Here is a 14572-nt window from a genome sequence, read left to right as displayed (position 1 = left end):
ATGGCGATTGCAAAGAAGAAAAAGGTTGCGAAGAAGAAAGTCGCTACCAAAAAAACGGGAAAGAAGAAGAAGCTAAAGAATCAGGTTCCACCTGCTAAAGTCATTCCTTCCTCTGCAAGCGGAGTCGCAGTAGACATGACTCCTGAGAATTCGGAACCGAAAGAATAGGAGGTCATCGTGGCTAAAAAGGAAAAGACGAGTAAAAATACATTAGTTGATTTACCGGATAACAACTACGTAAACCGCGATGACCTCACCCAAGCCGTGTGCAACAGCTTGGGGAGTTCAAACGCCAGAGAGATCGAATCACGAGCGAGACAGACGACCAAATCAGCAAGCTCCAAAACGATCTTCAGGAAAAGATTTCCCCATTGGACTTAAAAATCCAACACATTGCGGCTGGGATAAAGCACTTCGTGGATCATCATAAGGAAGATCTCTTTCCTGATCCAGAGTATAAAACCTGCAAATTGACCACAGGTATTTTAAAGTTGAGAAGAATTCCGGCAAGTGTCAAGACACGGGCAACGCAAAAACTCTTTGATAGAATTCTTTCAGAGAATGGTCTTCTCAAAAGTTTAACAGTCTCGTTTCTCGATTAAGCGGTGTCTTCCTTCGAGTTAAGTTGGAGTTGAACAAAGAACAGATCCTTGCGGAACCATTGAAGGCAATGCAAAAAATCGGGGTAGAACTCAACGAAGAATCCGAGCGTTTATACATCTCTCCATCCGAAACGGATGTAGAAATCGAAGCGATCGGAGACGCCGCATGAACGAACTTCCGCTAAAAGTTCGCAAGGTTTTGGAAACCATCCAAGACCTTGCAGCAACAGATTCAAACCAAAGCGACAATGTTGATCAGATATTTTATCTCGTGGAATGGATCCTGGATAAATATCCGACTGAGTCAGGACTTTAGTTATGAGCCACGAAGAGGATCCCATTGATTTAAAACGCTCGGAGGATCTTTGGATAATCACTGTGAAAACTTCCTTCGTCGCGGTTGGACTCCAAGACGTTGGAAGGATCTTCCAGACTACTTAAAAACTGAACGGATGCGAAAATACTATGTCGAGTTAAGAAGGAGAACAGAAAGCAATGAGCATTCAAATTAAAACGATCCAAAGATACGAAGAAGTGACTCAACTTTTGTATAATATTCGAAAATCTCTCTTCTTTGATGATCTAAAAAAGCATGAAAGAGAAACATTAGAAGATCAAAAAACTATCTCGAACCTGAGAGAGTCGCATTGAAAAACTCTATCGATTTCCATCAAGCATACGACCTTCTTGATTCGGATTCAGAGACCGCAATTATGAAACTCACTGAGCTGGGTTGGTCTGTTGAAGAGTGGGAATTCGAGAATGATACTTGGAGAAGCAAAGATCAGCATGAGTCAATTAGAAATTTTTGAATTGGTTCTTATGTATACGGTCATGGGAACTCTCACTATCTGGTTACTGGTTGGAATTTTTGCTCTTTTCCTCTGGTATCTTATATTTCGAGTTCTATTCAAAGAACCGATCCGAATCGAAAGAAGTGGTTATCAACCACAAGAAAATTTAAACAACAACGGAAATAAATTTCCACCACAGGAAGGGTCAGGAGGGGCATAATGAAAATCGTAACATCCTATCATCATAAAACCGATAAACTGCTGGCAGCCGGATACGTTGTTTTAATATTTCAAGATTTTCCCCTCGCTGGATTGCAAAGGGGAAACAAATTCAATTTAAAATACTGGCTCCCACAAAAGAAATGCTAAATGAAGGATATGACTGGAAAAAATTCGATTCTATTTTAGAAAATTTGAATGTTATGGAAATAATTGATCAACTCAAAACACTCTCCAACAATAATCCAATTGCATTGTGTTGTTATGAAAAAGATCCGGTTGAATGCCATCGATCTCGTGTAGCACTTTGGTTTATCAAAAGCGGATTTCATGTAGCGGAATATAGGGAGGTAGATAATAAGTGAGAGAAAACATTTTTAAAGAGATCTCCGAAGAACGCGATAAACAAGATTTAAAGTTCGGTCCACAAAATCACAAACCTGTGGAATGGTGTATGATACTTGGAGAGGAAGTTGGCGAAGTTCAAAAAGCCGCCCTTGAATCTTACTTTAGATACGAAGGTAAAAATCATGATTACTCTGAGTATAGAAACGAACTGATACAAGTTGCCGCTGTATCTATTTCGATGATTGAATGCTTCGATAGAAATCGGAAGTAAATGGAGATACTATGGATGCACCGAGTCAAACGGGGTGTATGGGATATTATCGGAATGGGTCTTGTAAATGCCGGGATTTTGAAGAGGAATTTGAAGGATCAAATCGAACCATTTCTCAAAAAAACTATATGAAGGATACAGTTGAAGAAGAGAAAAGAAAGCAACGTTTGAAACAGCTTTTTGCTGTTGGACGAAATATAGGGTATTCAAAGGAAACTCTTCAAGAGATTAGCTCGTCTTTGGCAATGGGTGAAAGACTAAGTTTTCTTTCCGAAAGCCAAATTCAAAAGATTATCGATTCATTAAAAAAAGCACATCCAGGAGTCTTCAGAAGATCACAGAGACGAGATAAGAAGAGATCCATTCCAAAATCTCAGGTCTTCTCAATTCCTTCAATAGACCAGAAAGAAATGACCAAAATACTTCTCTCTCAAGTGAATAAAATTGCACCGTATCAGATTTCTTTGGAATCGATGGCTCAAAAAACCTTCAAAATTCCTTCCGAAAAACTCTCCTTTCATCAATATCAATCACTTATTGAAGCTCTTAAATCTATGAAATCTCGTTTCGAAAGAGAAACAAACCTTAGAAATTCTTCTCAACTTTGAACCAAAAAGATTCTTAAAAGAATGTTTTTTAGTATTTTTTTATACTTTTCAGTCTCGTTTTAGATGCGTTTCTGGAAGTATACTTGTGGGTGGGGACATTCCGGCATCCTTAAACGCTTTTCCGTGAGCCTTAACAATGTCCTTTCCGGCTTTCATGACGGATTTTCCGGCACTCGAAATTCCTTTTGATATACCTTTAAACGACTTACTCAAGTTAGGCGCTTTGATTCGGACGTTAGGAAATCGGATCGGTTTGATTGAAGGTAATTTTATTCCCCGAAAAAGTGCACCAAACCTTCCTAACTCATCCCCAGACAGTGCAACCGAATAGGCGTCATCATGAAAAAAACTTCCGAGGTGAACTGTATCGAGTGCGGCCTCGGGTCCGGAAAGTTGAGCTACGGAAGGAGAATAGTAATTGAATCCTTCTAAATAAAAATCTCCAAAAAGTTCATCTCCTTGTAATTCTCCGGTAGGAATAAATTTTCCATAAGCCCGGATAATTTGGAAGTCTTCGGGAAGGCTTTTATCTCCTTCTAACGTTAGTCGGTAACTCATACTGTTTTCAAAGGATAACAGTCTTTGAAAAAAAGTACAAGCTCTGAATTTTTACTACCTGCTAATAGGTTAAAGACAGGTAAACGACAGGTTAAAAAATTAGAATTTTTTTATGAAGTTTGAGAGATAGTATTCTTTTCTGAACTTCTCTCCGTAGAGTTTCATTCCGAAGGAACATCGATTGAAGTAAGTTGCATCCGCTGAATACCAAACTCCGGAAAGTTTTACTTCGGGATAAATATGATGAGGAGTTTGCCCTTCTCCACAAACAACCGCGCGGCAAGGCACTTTGTTAAATATCGCCCAAGCGAGTATAGGAACGGTTTTATCGTCACAATCCCGAATCGGGAAATCCAGTTCCCTTGTGTAAAGAAAACGACTCACTGTTTCCAGCCCTTTCGGGTCCGCATGATACGGAAGCAATCTTACAAAATTATACAATTCGAATATACTTTTGTTTTTATATTCCCCTAAATCATCCGGATACAAATACGCATAACGAAAAACATCAGAGACCGTATCCACGAAAGATTCCAACGGATCTAAGTTTGATTTTAGATTTTTGTAACGTTGCGGATTTTTCTCCAAATGCGTTAGAAGTGCTTGGATTGCCGGAGAATTTACGTTTGGTAGTTTTTTAAGTAGCTCAAATACTGAATTCACGAATGAATTTTAGCATACAATGAGAATTTTTTGAGTTTTTGGTGAATGATAGGTATAGAACAAGTTCAGAATAAGTTGAGAACAGGTTGAATTTTATTTCTTTTTTTTAAGAACAGGGTAAGGACAAGATCAAAATCCGACCTCATCCGGAATATCTTCCTCTTGTAATCTTTTCTTTTCCTTGAATTGTTCTTTGAGTCTTTGGTATTTTTTGTTTTTCTCGAACTTCTCTTTTCCTTCTGCTTTCAATTCAGAAAAGTATTTGTCTCCATAAAGATCGGACATTAAAAATACAGCTCCCGAAACCTGATTCTTTAACCAGTTGTCTATGTCTTGCAAGCCGGTTTGATTTCTGGGAAGTCCAATCGGTTCGGATTCGCTCGCTCGCAAGAATTCGGTCCACCACTTGCACGGTGTCCACATTTGTTTTCCGTTTTCTTCTAAATAATAATGACCAAATTCGTTTGTTTTTTGTTTATACGTTGGATCTAAAAATTTCAGGTAGTAGTATGCGGTTTTCGGAAAACTCCGATCTTCGAATTTTGCTCGACGCGGATCTGGAAACTTCTCACTCGTATTTAAAATTTCGCCCGTTTCCGGACTTACGTTCCAGCTCGGGTTACAATATTGGTCGGCAGCGTCGTGATTCAATTGGAATTCGACTCGGTTCCAAATCGGCCAAGCGCATTCCTGTCCAGTCTGCAATTTTTTGTCATAGATCCGAACGAATACGTTACTTCCTCGAAACGCTCCGATGTAAATCGTATATCCTAACTTTCCTAATTTAGGATCTTTGAATAAAGATCCGGATGTTACCAAGTCAAAAGGAGCTTCGAATTTAGAGTATCCTCTAAACCGTGTCGCGACTTCTTTTCTCTGCAATTTTTCATAGATATTCACAAGGTTCAAATTTCCTTCGTAGTCGTCTTGTGCTAAGTCGATCCTTGTAAATCTTCCGTTTAGTTTGATCGCGGATTGGATGAGTGTCGTAAGAGTCTCTTTCGAGGCTCCAAAATTATATAGAGCTTTGGAGGAAAGTGAGATGTAAATTTTTTGGCTCTTCCGTTCTGGAGAAAATGCACCGAATACATCCGCAGTCGTTCGGAAAGTGTGTGTGTGGCCGGTATTTGCCCCTTTTTCCTCAACTTTTAGTTCTCCAAAGGTCGCGTGGAGCCAGTTCCAAGACTCATCTGAGTATTCGATCGAAAAAGAAAGCCAGTCAATAAACGGAGTTTTTAAATATTCTGGAATCGGATGTTGATTTTCTGTGGGTTGAGAAAAGATTTCTGAACTCATAAGTTTGATTTTCCCAGATAGTTTGGATTCCCATTTGATTAGCGGGGGGGTATTACTCTCCCCCCTCGACCCCGAAAAAACGGGCATAAAAAAACCGGGGGACGCACGTCCCCCGGCCTGCCTAAGTTGGGCTTTATTCCCTTAGCGTCCCCGCCTTACAAATAAAGCCGCGATTTTCAGAATGGAACATCCGATTCTGATTTTTTCTCATTCGGTTCCGAATACAATACGTTGTATCGTCCCGATGTTTCCGGATCTGGGAAAAGGGCAAAATTGAGCTTGCCCTCTGGAGAGAATGGAGCGAATATTTCGCAAGAAAGATATTCCTTTGAGCTACTCTTAGAAATCTTTTTCCAGATCGCTCCCGCCTGATTCTTTGCGTAGTAAACTAAGTAGTCAGGTGCGGAGTCCTTGGCATCCGGCGAATGTTTCTTTCCGTTTTGCGCTACAAAAAACTCCATTCTTGGAACAAACGGAAAATTAATTTCTAAATTCAGAAATTTTTTTCCTTCCTTATTCTGTTTCTCTTCCATGAAGCCGACTGTCTTAGACATCCTTCAACTCCATTTCTTTCTCCAAAGCTCCGATCCCTTTTACAAGAGAAATGAACTTATCCTCTTCTAAGATCAGATGAATGTTCGCTTCGTCGTTCGGAATTACGATGTTGTATTTTACTCCATCGTTACCCTCTTCTCTCGTCACTTTAACCGTTTGTGCCTCTATCATTTTAGTTTCTCCTTTTTTTCTAAAAAATGCTTCTCGCTACCGCTCGGGATTTACAGAGAAACCATCCTTGGCAGTCTCAAATTGTTTGTGTAATTCGATCCACTCAGGTTTCCACTTTTCTGGCGGAACCAGAGTTCCGCAAAACACCGCGCAAAGTTCACGTTGCCAGTCACGTCCGTCGTGCTTAGGCGTATAACGTAACTTTTTTGGCGGTTGTTTTCCCGGATTATAGTAGTAGGCTCTACCCACCCTTTACACTTTCCTTAATCGTTTGTCCAACTCCGGAAGTCTCGACCGCTTCTTTGATTTTGTTGACCGCGCCGGAATCGATTACGGCCATTTCGCTCACTTGTGCGATGACCATGGTTCCATCTTTTAATATAATATTAATTGAACTTATATCCATCTTTCTTAATCCTCTTTCAATTTTTCTAATACTTGTTTGATTGTGTTTGCCTCGTCCTTCGTTACGAAGCTCGACAGTTTTTGAAATAGAAAACTCATCATCTCCGTTATGAGTTCTAATTTCTTTTTCAGTATTTGAATCTCTTCTTCCATTTTTAATTCTCCTTATTTTTTGAGTAACTCCAAGAGTCCGCCCGTGCTTTTTCCCACCTCTGCTCCCATCACTCCTTGAAGTCCTTGAAGAAGTGAGTTTAGATCCAGGCCCGAAACATTGGGGAGTGCCGGAAGATCAATTCCTTTCGTTTTTGCAAACGAAGAAGCAAGGCCGTAAACAATCGGATTGCTTAATAAAGAATTTATATCCATACTCTCTTGAGCTGGAACCTTCAATTCTGCTCGAACCGTTTTTTCAATTGTAGAACGCATTTTCAAACGTTCGGACTCTAAGGCGATATGATTGTTTCGGATTAAATCAATCTTAGATTCACAGTCAGCGAGAATTCTTTTAATCTCTACTATATGAGCTTCGTCTTTTCGTCTGAGTTCATTTTCGTAAAATAATTTTTGATGATCTAATTTGTTTTCCCATAAGAGTCTTTCATTCTCGTGAGAAATCCTATCTTGCTCACGTAGCTGTAAAAGTAGTTTCAGATTTAAATCTGTGGACCCGACAGGTGAGATTTCTTCCTTTTCCGGTAGGGGTGGAGGAACTTCCCTTCCAGGAATTAAAAAGTCAAAACTGGAAACTTCTTTTTCTGGGTTCTCTCCTACGATTTCTAATACGATCGCTTTGTATGTTTTTCCAGCAGGAAGTTCTTTTGGGATTGCGAGCTTTTGAGAAAAAAAGTAATTCCCCGATTTTATATCTTCGAAACGAACTTTATATTTTGTTCCCGGTGCAGACTTTACACCGACCTGGGTTAAAAGTCTTTTTGCTTGATTGTAGTCGATCACTGTCCTACCGCCTTAAACGGACCTTCCTCAATACACGAGTTTATTAGCTTATATGAATACGATTTTTCTCTTCCGTCTTCTTTCGCGAGGCGTCTAGCTACCTCTGACTTGTCGTATCCCTTGCGGATTAAATCCTTTACACGTTCTACAAAATCTACGGTGCGTATCGTTTTAGGCATTTTGATTTTCCTGTTCGCAAATATGTTTTTCGTCTTGAAGGTAGTGGCTTCCGCACTTTTTGCATTGTGTAAAATACAGTAATTCTTCGTTGTTCTCTTTGTTTAAATATCTATGAACTTTCATGGAAGCGTTCTTGATTGCGTTCGAGAGTTCATCGTTTAACCTTTTCTTTATAATCCCGAAAATCTTTTCGACTTCCTCCTCAGTCAATTCATCAATAAACTTCAAAGTTTTTGTTCCTTTTTGTTTGCAAGGTTGTCGAAATAGAAAAGGCCGAATGATACTAACGTCCCTCCGGATATGATTAATATTAGTTCCATTGTTCTACCTATACTTTATAATTTTAGATTTTACTAATTCGATTAAATCTTTTAGTTCAGAATCCAATTGAACAAAATCAGGGTCGTCTGAACTAAATATATTGTTTAAAATTTCCCGCTTGAACTCTAATCCCTCAAGAAAAACCTCTAATTTTGTTTGGATCGTTTTTGTTTTACTAAATGCTTGTATCGTTTCTTTCTTAATATCTTCTTTTGTTCTTGTTCTTGATTTTGATTTTGATGATAATTCAGAATAAGCCCTTTCCATGAAAATGTACAAAAGGGCCACCAGATTTCCCGTGATAAAGCTAAGGCAGAGATAGAATTCCATACAGATTTTCCTTTATTTATGTCTCATTGAATATTAAAAAAACTTAATCCGATTAGGTGGTAAAAGCCGATTCTTATGGCCGGTTGTTACACATGTCCGACAGCGACCAAGCTTATACAATACTGTAGTCGCCCGTCCGCAATTTACGCACGTTAGACGTTGTGTTTGACTACCTGGCTTTACTTCAGGAAGCCCTTTCGCGCGAAGCTGCTCATTCATGGTTTCGATTAAGTCTTTATTCATTTTTCGACTTTTCCAGTTTCCACAAATTTTTTAATAATGAACAAAGGAACCTGATCGATTTTATTCCTGGCAAATGGAGTTCTAAGTTGGAATGTCCGTTCTCTGGTCAAAACAAGTTCTAAATTAACTCGTTGCAAACAATAACCGCGTCTTAATAGTTTCAAAATTCGTTTTCTTTTTTCGTAAATCATTACTTCCGTTCCTATTTTCAACTTTCGTCCATAACTCCATAGATACGATCGTAAAGGTCACTCAATCGTTCTAAAGATTTTACGTTCTGCTCTGAATCTAACTCAGCAATATACCTGTAGTCGCCTGCGTTTATGATTACGAAGGAATAGTCGCGTAACGTAGTTCTGCTTTTCACGTTGACCTGACCTTTAGTCACTAAATCCCCTATTACGGTCATAAGTTCGGATAGCTTCATTTCACTCCCTTTCTACTTACAAAATGAACCAGAATTAAAGATAAATACATAGATACCCCAAAGCCAAAACTATTAAACAATAGTGCGCCCTCATGTGGTTCTGGGTTCAAAGCTTCAAAAATAAATGATAGAAAAAACGCAACAGCCATTCCAAAAAAGACAAATATCATATATTCAGAATACTTCATATTGCCTTACCGTTTCTTAAAAATTGTTTTGCGCCCCTTAGTGTTATCCGGAAATTAAAGCTTGGATAAGCTTTAATTGTTGCCCAAAAAAATCCGTCTTTAAGGCTCAAACGGTTACCTTTGATGTATATATCAGTCCCTTTTCTAAGCAAGGTCGCATTCTTTTTCCTTTCTAAAGAAATGTTTTCAGCTTTCATGTGAACGAACTCCATTTCCTCGATCCAACAAATTTGTGAGCTATCCAAAACGGAACTGTTAAATTTCTATCCTCTATTTCTATTGTTTCGATAGCAAACCTTGACATATCGGATTTTAAGAGTTTCGTTGCATATTGTTTTGCGCCGAGAAGACTCCGAGACGTTATTCCGAATACCCTTTCGTATCCATTTTGTTCTCTAAAATAAACAAAATACCTCAACCTCATGGATTCATTCTCTTCCTTTATCTCTGATGTCATCAAGATCTATGCAAAATTGATAATACATTCGGGCGGATATTTTCATGATTTCTTCTAAGTTTTTTCTTGCGGTTTGCTTGATTGATTTACCGATCGCTTGGGTGGAATCGTGATCATCGAATGTCTTTAAAACATAACGTCCACGTGCGAACTTATCTTCAATCTCCGAAGCATATGAAATTATTGCTTTGACTTTGCCGGACCACCAGTTGAGAGATCCAGGCTCAAAGTCGCCCTCTTCTCTGCTCGCAAGCTTTAATAAAGCATTTTCGCGTAATGTATCAAAATGGTTAATAAGTTGTGAATATTGTTCTTGAGGTGTTTTTTTTGAGGAATTCATTATTATTACCTTAGTATACTACACGGAAATGCAAAAAGTGATAAATTTTTTAAATTTATATCACTTTAATGTGAACATAATTGGACTTCCTCTTTTACATATTATGTCTCATTTCTGGGGATGATAAAATTTTACGCCAATCCGATCGAGATAATATGCGAGAGTTTTGATAGTTTATCTAGGATGCTTTTCTGGTAACTGGAGAGTTTTATAGGGAGAATTTTTTATTTCGCGATGATATTATTATCATCTAACAGTGATTTTACGTAGAAATTTGATTGAAGGAATGTCGTTATCTTTAAATTTCCTAAAAGTAAATAAATGACGTTCCATTTTATAAAACCAAAAACAATAGAACGCCATTTAAAAATTTTCAGTAATACTGACCGAGAGTGATTGTAACAATAGTTTTATTGTTATCTTTTTTGTTGATACATTCGCATTTGACTTGAGCCGACTGACTATAATAACCTTGATGTGCAGAAAAACCTGGGGCGGCTTTGCAACTTTTGTAAATTCCCTCGTTTACTAAACGATTACATGCTTCTTGAATTGCAGCTGCAGCATCACTTGCTTGGGAAAATATTTTTCCAGGCAATAAAATTCCGATTAAAACTAAACTTAAAAATAGCACTGTTTGAAAATATTTTTGGATCACTAAAAATTCCTCTCTTTACGAAGAAAAAAAGAGTTCACACTTTGTTGAAATTTCAAGAGAGAATCATGAATTTCAAAATAAATTTTTGAAAAATTTTTAGATATCTTTCTATTAAATGTGACTTCGGCGTAAAAAAATTTAGACGAATAAGAACTAAATGCTGTTATATAGATCGCAGCATAATAGAGTTGTTGAAAAATTAATTCTCAATCAGTTTCTGTTTCATGGAAACGGTAAATTAAAGCAGTTTTTTGATCTGAATTATGGAATTTTTCAACAACTCTAATGTTATAATTTCTTTGTAGTCTATGAAATAAGATGAGCGGGTTTATCTAAGAAAGGACTATTTTGAGTCCTATTGAGTTTGAAATAATATTCCATAGTCAATTCGTATTTTTCTGTGTGGAAAGAGTTCGAGTTTAAAAGACTTTACCGTGGAATTTTGTTGTAGTTCCCACATTTTATTTTTTATGAAAAAATTATTAATTCCTAAAAAGTAATAAGCCAAATAATAAAGAGACATATTTTGCAGGAACTACCCAAGTCACAATTTTACAAACAAATTTTAAAATTGTAGGAATTTATAACTTTTAGAAAATTTTTCTCATTTTATTACCTGGGCTAACGTTAGAATAGATTTTAAAAAAGGTAGAAAATATTTATTAAAATTTCGAAATTAATTTTCAGATTGAATACTTAAAAGTCTAAGTTCAGAAGCTTGAGTTTTGATTCTTACGATTTCTTCTTGGAGTTGTCCTGAATCTTCGTTGATTTGATTGATTTCAGAACCTAAATTTCCCATCGTCTGAACCATTTCCTTTTGTCCTAACATTTGCTCTTGAGTGGATCTGAGAATCTTTTCAGAAGTCAATTTAATTCGATTCACTTCTGAGACGAACTTTTGGATAATTGATTTTTGTTCCAGATAAAACTGATTCATCTTATCGATTCTATCTGCGGTATCTAAATTTTTCATCTTCTGATTTTCCGTTAAGTTTCCAGTTTCTGTAGAAGCAATTCTTGCTTCTTCGATAAATTGCCTGGACTGATTGACAATTTCTGAAATAGATTTGGCGTTGCTAGAAGTAAATTCTGCAAGTTTACTTACTTCATTTGCGACTACTGCAAAACCTCTTCCGGCTACACCTGCCCTTGCCGCTTCAATCGAAGCGTTTAGAGCAAGTAGATTGGTTTTATCCGCAATCTCACTCATGATTCGATTGATTTCATCTACTTTGTTAAACGAATTCGAAATGTCCATGAGGTAAGATTTTGTTTTTTCTGCAGCGATCGTTACGTTTTCCATATCTATTTTATTTTCTTTAGCAAAAACGGCGAGAGCTTCGCTTAAGGAAGCACTGTTTTTTAAGATTTCATCTAACTTTTCTGAATTTCCAACAAGTTCGCTCAAACTCAAATTTTGGGTTTCGATAGAATGAGTGGTGTTTGAAGAAGAAACGGAAAGTTCTTCGATCACTGCGTTGACTTCTTCGATGGCGGCGGCTTGAGATTCCATTTTCTCTCCGGTTCGATTGATAAATTCTGCAAATTTCCGAATTGAAGATTCTAAATTTTCAGCTGAATTTTCCAATACCTCACGATCTTGAGTAAGTTTTTTTAAGAGATGTTGAGAATCCTCGTAAAGTCTTGAACCTTCTGTAGTAAGTTTATCAAAAAGTTTCATCAAATGAAAAAGAATCACGCTGGCCGTAAACACAAAAGTAACTTTAATGATCTGGACGGAAAAGATCAGGCTACCTGGTTTTTTACCTATTTCTGGATCTTCTGTGAGAATCATACCACCTTTCCAAGCCACAAAAACCGAAGAGATGATGCCTAACGCGGAAAAAACACCAATCAAAAGAATGAATTTTTTTTCCCCTAAAAAAGACGAATAAAGCATTATATAGAAATAGATAAAGAATATGAGCATATTGGCAAGTATACCGGATGATACTTCTGGCTCAATGGAACAATCTACCATCAGAGTTAAAGAAAGAATATTCACATCAAAAAGAACTAATGTTTTCTGAAATCGAACCCCTACTTTACCAGCTCGATGAAGGAGAAATTCTAAGAGACAATAAAGTCCCATTAAAGTTGTACCGGCAACGTGTGCTATTACTTGGATGGGATGATTCGTTTTAGAAACACTGATTAGTGTAAGGGAAAAAAGAATGACCAATCCGAAACGAATTCGATTGATAACTACGGCGCCTTCTTTCCAAATTTGATGGATAGAAGATTTTTCGGATTGGATCAGATTCTGCATGAGAATACTCCTACGAAGAAGTTCATTTTGAAAGTGTGGATAAAAAAGAAAAGCAAAAACTTCGGAATAAAAAAATCTTATTTGGGAGTCATTTGTAAAAAAGTAAATTCAAAGGATGTAATATTCTCAGTACTAAATAAAAAATAAAAGAACGTCTATCTTTTCGGATATTTCCGTTCTGAAAGAATTTACAAGACTATAACGAAAAAATTTCTAATTTAAATTTTGTAACTGTATTTTTTTAAGTCAAAAATTATCTGAAACATTTTTGTCATTTAAACAGTAAACTTTATAATTTTAGAAATAAACACAACTTATAAATAAATTTTGAAAATACTTGCTAAAACAGAAAAATGTTAAAGTAAGTATTTATTTTAATTTGTAATAATAAATTTTCTTTTTATACAATATAAAAAAATTTTGAGGAAGAGAGAAGCAATTTCATTTTTGAAAGTTTTTTATAAACTTAAAATTCGAATGAGTTTAGAAACCCCTACTCTATTATTCATTCTATAAAATTTGTACTTACTTATACAAAGCTACTGATGTTTGTGGATAAATCGCCGTTAGAATTTAAACTTTCGATAACCCACTATACAATTCTCAATATAATTTCCAAGTTTACATTTTGGTTACAAAATCTATTATATAGTTTTGAATAGATCATAAAAAATTCTTATAAAATAAATTTTTATATTTTATAGAAATACTTATAAGTTTGAATAGAGTTGTTAAAAATTCTGCTTTTAAATTGGGATTTGTCTCAAAATGTATGTTACTTTTTATATGGAATCAAAGTAATACAAATTATAAGATTTACTTAATAGATCATTAAGGAATGTATGGCTTTTGGAAAAATTTAGAGGGAAAAACTTTAAGGAATTTTTATATAAAATTCAAAAAAGAATGATTAACTATCAAATCGTCGTTTGGCGATCATGAACAAAAATTAAAAATCTATTTTATAGAGTAAAATTTCAAATTTTAAAAGTTTTAAAACAAATAAAGGAAAAAGTGATGAAAATATTATTCAGTTTATTAGGAATAATTTGTGTTCTTGGTTTAGGATTTTTTGGTTTAGGGGCTTTTGCAAATCCGAAATTTGAAGGTAACATTTCTGCAACGGTAAATGCACCTGTAGAAAGGGTATTTCAACATCTGTTGAATTTGGAAGAAATTCCAAAATATAGAAAAGAAGTGATACATGTAACTCTGGAAGGAAAGAACACGAAAGGATATCCGATTTGGAAAGAAGAAGTGGATATGGGAGGATATATTCATTTCGAAATGACTGAAAGAGAAGAAAACTCTCGGGTTCGAGTAGAGATGAAAGAAAGTAGTTTTGGAATGAAAGGATCTTGGGATTATAGATTGCAGCCTGACGGAAACAAAACAAAAATTACGATTAACGAAGTTTCAGAAGTTTCCAGTATTCCGATTCGAGCGATTTTTATGATTGTTGGAAAGGATGCAAATCTCAAGAAAGAACTTGAAATTTTAAATACAGTTTTTCCTTAAAAAAATTTATTTTATTTAAAATCTTTATCGTAATTTGATTTGAATTTAAGAATCGTTCGTTATCTTGTAATATTATAGAATTTGATTTTGCAATCATGAAAAGAGAATGCAACGTTCTATAAAACTTTGGTAGATGTACAAAGTTTTTAAAAAATATAAAGCCTACGAATTACGAACCAAATTATCTTATATAT

General features: G+C 36.0%; 26 protein-coding genes and 3 pseudogenes. 11 read left to right on the top strand and 18 right to left on the bottom strand.

What is annotated here, in order from left to right:
* The 9 genes and pseudogenes from LEP1GSC059_RS23855 (at nucleotide 1) to LEP1GSC059_RS20330 (ending at nucleotide 2842) form a co-directional block, all read left to right on the top strand.
* On the top strand, nucleotides 1–168 hold the full coding sequence (locus tag LEP1GSC059_RS23855) for a hypothetical protein (protein WP_017213550.1): 168 nt from the start codon (nucleotides 1–3) through the stop codon (nucleotides 166–168).
* Nucleotides 169–177: 9 nt separating this feature from the next.
* Nucleotides 178–772, top strand: a pseudogene (locus tag LEP1GSC059_RS20350) (host-nuclease inhibitor Gam family protein).
* Nucleotides 769–918 carry a hypothetical protein gene (locus LEP1GSC059_RS23850; RefSeq protein WP_017214152.1) on the top strand — a complete coding sequence of 50 codons (150 nt, stop codon included), beginning with the start codon at nucleotides 769–771 and terminating at the stop codon, nucleotides 916–918. The pseudogene LEP1GSC059_RS20350 and the gene LEP1GSC059_RS23850 overlap by 4 nt, the downstream one beginning before the upstream one ends.
* 2 nt (nucleotides 919–920) lie before the next feature.
* Nucleotides 921–1114: pseudogene (locus LEP1GSC059_RS24490) on the top strand (hypothetical protein).
* A complete protein-coding gene (locus LEP1GSC059_RS24485; RefSeq protein ID WP_017214970.1) occupies nucleotides 1098–1253 on the top strand; it encodes a hypothetical protein in 156 nt (51 codons plus the stop codon). The pseudogene LEP1GSC059_RS24490 and the gene LEP1GSC059_RS24485 overlap by 17 nt, the downstream one beginning before the upstream one ends.
* 111 nt (nucleotides 1254–1364) lie before the next feature.
* Nucleotides 1365–1616 carry a hypothetical protein gene (locus LEP1GSC059_RS23485; protein WP_020980475.1) on the top strand — a complete coding sequence of 84 codons (252 nt, stop codon included), beginning with the start codon at nucleotides 1365–1367 and terminating at the stop codon, nucleotides 1614–1616.
* Nucleotides 1616–1980: pseudogene (locus LEP1GSC059_RS20340) on the top strand (DUF488 family protein, N3 subclade). The gene LEP1GSC059_RS23485 and the pseudogene LEP1GSC059_RS20340 overlap by 1 nt, the downstream one beginning before the upstream one ends.
* The gene (locus LEP1GSC059_RS20335; RefSeq protein ID WP_017213557.1) at nucleotides 1977–2234 is read left to right on the top strand and encodes a MazG-like family protein; all 258 of its coding nucleotides are present in this window, start codon (nucleotides 1977–1979) and stop codon (nucleotides 2232–2234) included. Before LEP1GSC059_RS20340 ends, LEP1GSC059_RS20335 begins: the two are co-directional and overlap by 4 nt.
* A gap of 128 nt (nucleotides 2235–2362) precedes the next feature.
* The gene (locus LEP1GSC059_RS20330; protein WP_017213559.1) at nucleotides 2363–2842 is read left to right on the top strand and encodes a hypothetical protein; all 480 of its coding nucleotides are present in this window, start codon (nucleotides 2363–2365) and stop codon (nucleotides 2840–2842) included.
* Between the two features lie 48 nt (nucleotides 2843–2890).
* On the opposite strand, the gene LEP1GSC059_RS20325 is transcribed toward LEP1GSC059_RS20330, so the two are convergent.
* From LEP1GSC059_RS20325 to LEP1GSC059_RS20235, 18 genes are all read right to left on the bottom strand, one after another.
* Nucleotides 2891–3400, bottom strand: coding sequence for a hypothetical protein (locus LEP1GSC059_RS20325; RefSeq protein WP_017214966.1), 510 nt, complete (start codon nucleotides 3398–3400; stop codon nucleotides 2891–2893).
* Between the two features lie 99 nt (nucleotides 3401–3499).
* Nucleotides 3500–4063, bottom strand: a complete 564-nt coding sequence (locus LEP1GSC059_RS20320; RefSeq protein WP_017214965.1) for a hypothetical protein — start codon at nucleotides 4061–4063, stop codon at nucleotides 3500–3502.
* Between the two features lie 129 nt (nucleotides 4064–4192).
* The gene (locus LEP1GSC059_RS20315; RefSeq protein WP_020981306.1) at nucleotides 4193–5359 is read right to left on the bottom strand and encodes a replication initiation factor domain-containing protein; all 1167 of its coding nucleotides are present in this window, start codon (nucleotides 5357–5359) and stop codon (nucleotides 4193–4195) included.
* Nucleotides 5360–5535: 176 nt separating this feature from the next.
* Nucleotides 5536–5913, bottom strand: coding sequence for a DUF736 family protein (locus LEP1GSC059_RS20310; protein WP_017214963.1), 378 nt, complete (start codon nucleotides 5911–5913; stop codon nucleotides 5536–5538).
* Nucleotides 5906–6085 (bottom strand): hypothetical protein, encoded by a 180-nt coding sequence (locus tag LEP1GSC059_RS20305; protein ID WP_017214962.1) that lies wholly within the window; start codon nucleotides 6083–6085, stop codon nucleotides 5906–5908. Before LEP1GSC059_RS20305 ends, LEP1GSC059_RS20310 begins: the two co-directional genes overlap by 8 nt.
* Nucleotides 6086–6326: 241 nt before the next feature.
* Nucleotides 6327–6491: a hypothetical protein gene (locus tag LEP1GSC059_RS23845; RefSeq protein ID WP_020981265.1), complete on the bottom strand. Its 165-nt coding sequence runs from the start codon at nucleotides 6489–6491 to the stop codon at nucleotides 6327–6329.
* A 5-nt stretch (nucleotides 6492–6496) separates the two neighbouring features.
* The gene (locus tag LEP1GSC059_RS23840) at nucleotides 6497–6643 is read right to left on the bottom strand and encodes a hypothetical protein (protein WP_017214959.1); all 147 of its coding nucleotides are present in this window, start codon (nucleotides 6641–6643) and stop codon (nucleotides 6497–6499) included.
* A gap of 12 nt (nucleotides 6644–6655) precedes the next feature.
* On the bottom strand, nucleotides 6656–7444 hold the full coding sequence (locus LEP1GSC059_RS20295; protein WP_017214958.1) for a hypothetical protein: 789 nt from the start codon (nucleotides 7442–7444) through the stop codon (nucleotides 6656–6658).
* Nucleotides 7441–7623: a hypothetical protein gene (locus tag LEP1GSC059_RS20290; RefSeq protein WP_016755803.1), complete on the bottom strand. Its 183-nt coding sequence runs from the start codon at nucleotides 7621–7623 to the stop codon at nucleotides 7441–7443. Before LEP1GSC059_RS20290 ends, LEP1GSC059_RS20295 begins: the two co-directional genes overlap by 4 nt.
* Nucleotides 7624–7948: 325 nt before the next feature.
* Complete coding sequence (locus tag LEP1GSC059_RS20280) at nucleotides 7949–8275, bottom strand: hypothetical protein (RefSeq protein WP_036057947.1); 327 nt, start codon at nucleotides 8273–8275, stop codon at nucleotides 7949–7951.
* A 33-nt stretch (nucleotides 8276–8308) separates the two neighbouring features.
* Nucleotides 8309–8518: a hypothetical protein gene (locus LEP1GSC059_RS24475; RefSeq protein ID WP_017214955.1), complete on the bottom strand. Its 210-nt coding sequence runs from the start codon at nucleotides 8516–8518 to the stop codon at nucleotides 8309–8311.
* A gap of 208 nt (nucleotides 8519–8726) precedes the next feature.
* Nucleotides 8727–8945, bottom strand: a complete 219-nt coding sequence (locus tag LEP1GSC059_RS20265; RefSeq protein ID WP_017214953.1) for a hypothetical protein — start codon at nucleotides 8943–8945, stop codon at nucleotides 8727–8729.
* Entirely contained in the window at nucleotides 8942–9133 is a 192-nt protein-coding gene (locus LEP1GSC059_RS24470; RefSeq protein WP_017214952.1) for a hypothetical protein, read from the bottom strand. The genes LEP1GSC059_RS20265 and LEP1GSC059_RS24470 overlap by 4 nt, the downstream gene beginning before the upstream one ends.
* Nucleotides 9130–9330: a hypothetical protein gene (locus LEP1GSC059_RS20255; protein WP_017214951.1), complete on the bottom strand. Its 201-nt coding sequence runs from the start codon at nucleotides 9328–9330 to the stop codon at nucleotides 9130–9132. Before LEP1GSC059_RS20255 ends, LEP1GSC059_RS24470 begins: the two co-directional genes overlap by 4 nt.
* Nucleotides 9327–9557, bottom strand: a complete 231-nt coding sequence (locus LEP1GSC059_RS24940) for a hypothetical protein (protein WP_017214950.1) — start codon at nucleotides 9555–9557, stop codon at nucleotides 9327–9329. Before LEP1GSC059_RS24940 ends, LEP1GSC059_RS20255 begins: the two co-directional genes overlap by 4 nt.
* Nucleotides 9558–9561: 4 nt before the next feature.
* Nucleotides 9562–9930: a hypothetical protein gene (locus LEP1GSC059_RS20245; protein WP_017214949.1), complete on the bottom strand. Its 369-nt coding sequence runs from the start codon at nucleotides 9928–9930 to the stop codon at nucleotides 9562–9564.
* A 373-nt stretch (nucleotides 9931–10303) separates the two neighbouring features.
* Nucleotides 10304–10588: a hypothetical protein gene (locus tag LEP1GSC059_RS20240; RefSeq protein ID WP_002176774.1), complete on the bottom strand. Its 285-nt coding sequence runs from the start codon at nucleotides 10586–10588 to the stop codon at nucleotides 10304–10306.
* Between the two features lie 676 nt (nucleotides 10589–11264).
* Nucleotides 11265–12860: a methyl-accepting chemotaxis protein gene (locus LEP1GSC059_RS20235; RefSeq protein ID WP_002176721.1), complete on the bottom strand. Its 1596-nt coding sequence runs from the start codon at nucleotides 12858–12860 to the stop codon at nucleotides 11265–11267.
* On the opposite strand from LEP1GSC059_RS20235, the gene LEP1GSC059_RS20925 reads away from it, so the two are divergent.
* Nucleotides 12822–13007: a hypothetical protein gene (locus LEP1GSC059_RS20925; protein ID WP_051015949.1), complete on the top strand. Its 186-nt coding sequence runs from the start codon at nucleotides 12822–12824 to the stop codon at nucleotides 13005–13007. The two genes, LEP1GSC059_RS20235 and LEP1GSC059_RS20925, sit on opposite strands and share 39 nt — an antisense overlap.
* A gap of 870 nt (nucleotides 13008–13877) precedes the next feature.
* The gene (locus LEP1GSC059_RS20230; protein ID WP_002176700.1) at nucleotides 13878–14378 is read left to right on the top strand and encodes an SRPBCC family protein; all 501 of its coding nucleotides are present in this window, start codon (nucleotides 13878–13880) and stop codon (nucleotides 14376–14378) included.
* The last annotated feature ends 194 nt before the right edge of the window (nucleotides 14379–14572 follow it).

It is taken from the genome of Leptospira noguchii serovar Panama str. CZ214 (genome assembly GCF_000306255.2).
Taxonomy (GTDB): domain Bacteria; phylum Spirochaetota; class Leptospiria; order Leptospirales; family Leptospiraceae; genus Leptospira; species Leptospira noguchii.
The sequence above is the reverse complement of the archived record's forward strand: the minus strand, read 5'-3'. Positions and strand labels throughout refer to the sequence as shown.

What these genes read in the sequence shown, in the direction of transcription:
- LEP1GSC059_RS20305 (WP_017214962.1), bottom strand. Translation starts at nt 6,085, where the DNA reads ATGATAGAGGCACAAACGGTTAAAGTGACGAGAGAAGAGGGTAACGAT.
- LEP1GSC059_RS23845 (WP_020981265.1), bottom strand. Translation starts at nt 6,491, where the DNA reads ATGGATATAAGTTCAATTAATATTATATTAAAAGATGGAACCATGGTC.
- LEP1GSC059_RS23840 (WP_017214959.1), bottom strand. Translation starts at nt 6,643, where the DNA reads ATGGAAGAAGAGATTCAAATACTGAAAAAGAAATTAGAACTCATAACG.
- LEP1GSC059_RS20325 (WP_017214966.1), bottom strand. Translation starts at nt 3,400, where the DNA reads ATGAGTTACCGACTAACGTTAGAAGGAGATAAAAGCCTTCCCGAAGAC.
- LEP1GSC059_RS20245 (WP_017214949.1), bottom strand. Translation starts at nt 9,930, where the DNA reads ATGAATTCCTCAAAAAAAACACCTCAAGAACAATATTCACAACTTATT.
- LEP1GSC059_RS23485 (WP_020980475.1), top strand. Translation starts at nt 1,365, where the DNA reads ATGATACTTGGAGAAGCAAAGATCAGCATGAGTCAATTAGAAATTTTT.
- LEP1GSC059_RS20925 (WP_051015949.1), top strand. Translation starts at nt 12,822, where the DNA reads ATGGATAGAAGATTTTTCGGATTGGATCAGATTCTGCATGAGAATACT.
- LEP1GSC059_RS20265 (WP_017214953.1), bottom strand. Translation starts at nt 8,945, where the DNA reads ATGAAGCTATCCGAACTTATGACCGTAATAGGGGATTTAGTGACTAAA.
- LEP1GSC059_RS20310 (WP_017214963.1), bottom strand. Translation starts at nt 5,913, where the DNA reads ATGTCTAAGACAGTCGGCTTCATGGAAGAGAAACAGAATAAGGAAGGA.
- LEP1GSC059_RS20280 (WP_036057947.1), bottom strand. Translation starts at nt 8,275, where the DNA reads ATGGAATTCTATCTCTGCCTTAGCTTTATCACGGGAAATCTGGTGGCC.
- LEP1GSC059_RS20230 (WP_002176700.1), top strand. Translation starts at nt 13,878, where the DNA reads ATGAAAATATTATTCAGTTTATTAGGAATAATTTGTGTTCTTGGTTTA.
- LEP1GSC059_RS20330 (WP_017213559.1), top strand. Translation starts at nt 2,363, where the DNA reads ATGAAGGATACAGTTGAAGAAGAGAAAAGAAAGCAACGTTTGAAACAG.
- LEP1GSC059_RS24475 (WP_017214955.1), bottom strand. Translation starts at nt 8,518, where the DNA reads ATGAATAAAGACTTAATCGAAACCATGAATGAGCAGCTTCGCGCGAAA.
- LEP1GSC059_RS20290 (WP_016755803.1), bottom strand. Translation starts at nt 7,623, where the DNA reads ATGCCTAAAACGATACGCACCGTAGATTTTGTAGAACGTGTAAAGGAT.
- LEP1GSC059_RS20235 (WP_002176721.1), bottom strand. Translation starts at nt 12,860, where the DNA reads ATGCAGAATCTGATCCAATCCGAAAAATCTTCTATCCATCAAATTTGG.
- LEP1GSC059_RS24940 (WP_017214950.1), bottom strand. Translation starts at nt 9,557, where the DNA reads ATGAGGTTGAGGTATTTTGTTTATTTTAGAGAACAAAATGGATACGAA.
- LEP1GSC059_RS24485 (WP_017214970.1), top strand. Translation starts at nt 1,098, where the DNA reads ATGAGCATTCAAATTAAAACGATCCAAAGATACGAAGAAGTGACTCAA.
- LEP1GSC059_RS24470 (WP_017214952.1), bottom strand. Translation starts at nt 9,133, where the DNA reads ATGAAGTATTCTGAATATATGATATTTGTCTTTTTTGGAATGGCTGTT.
- LEP1GSC059_RS23850 (WP_017214152.1), top strand. Translation starts at nt 769, where the DNA reads ATGAACGAACTTCCGCTAAAAGTTCGCAAGGTTTTGGAAACCATCCAA.
- LEP1GSC059_RS23855 (WP_017213550.1), top strand. Translation starts at nt 1, where the DNA reads ATGGCGATTGCAAAGAAGAAAAAGGTTGCGAAGAAGAAAGTCGCTACC.
- LEP1GSC059_RS20315 (WP_020981306.1), bottom strand. Translation starts at nt 5,359, where the DNA reads ATGAGTTCAGAAATCTTTTCTCAACCCACAGAAAATCAACATCCGATT.
- LEP1GSC059_RS20255 (WP_017214951.1), bottom strand. Translation starts at nt 9,330, where the DNA reads ATGAAAGCTGAAAACATTTCTTTAGAAAGGAAAAAGAATGCGACCTTG.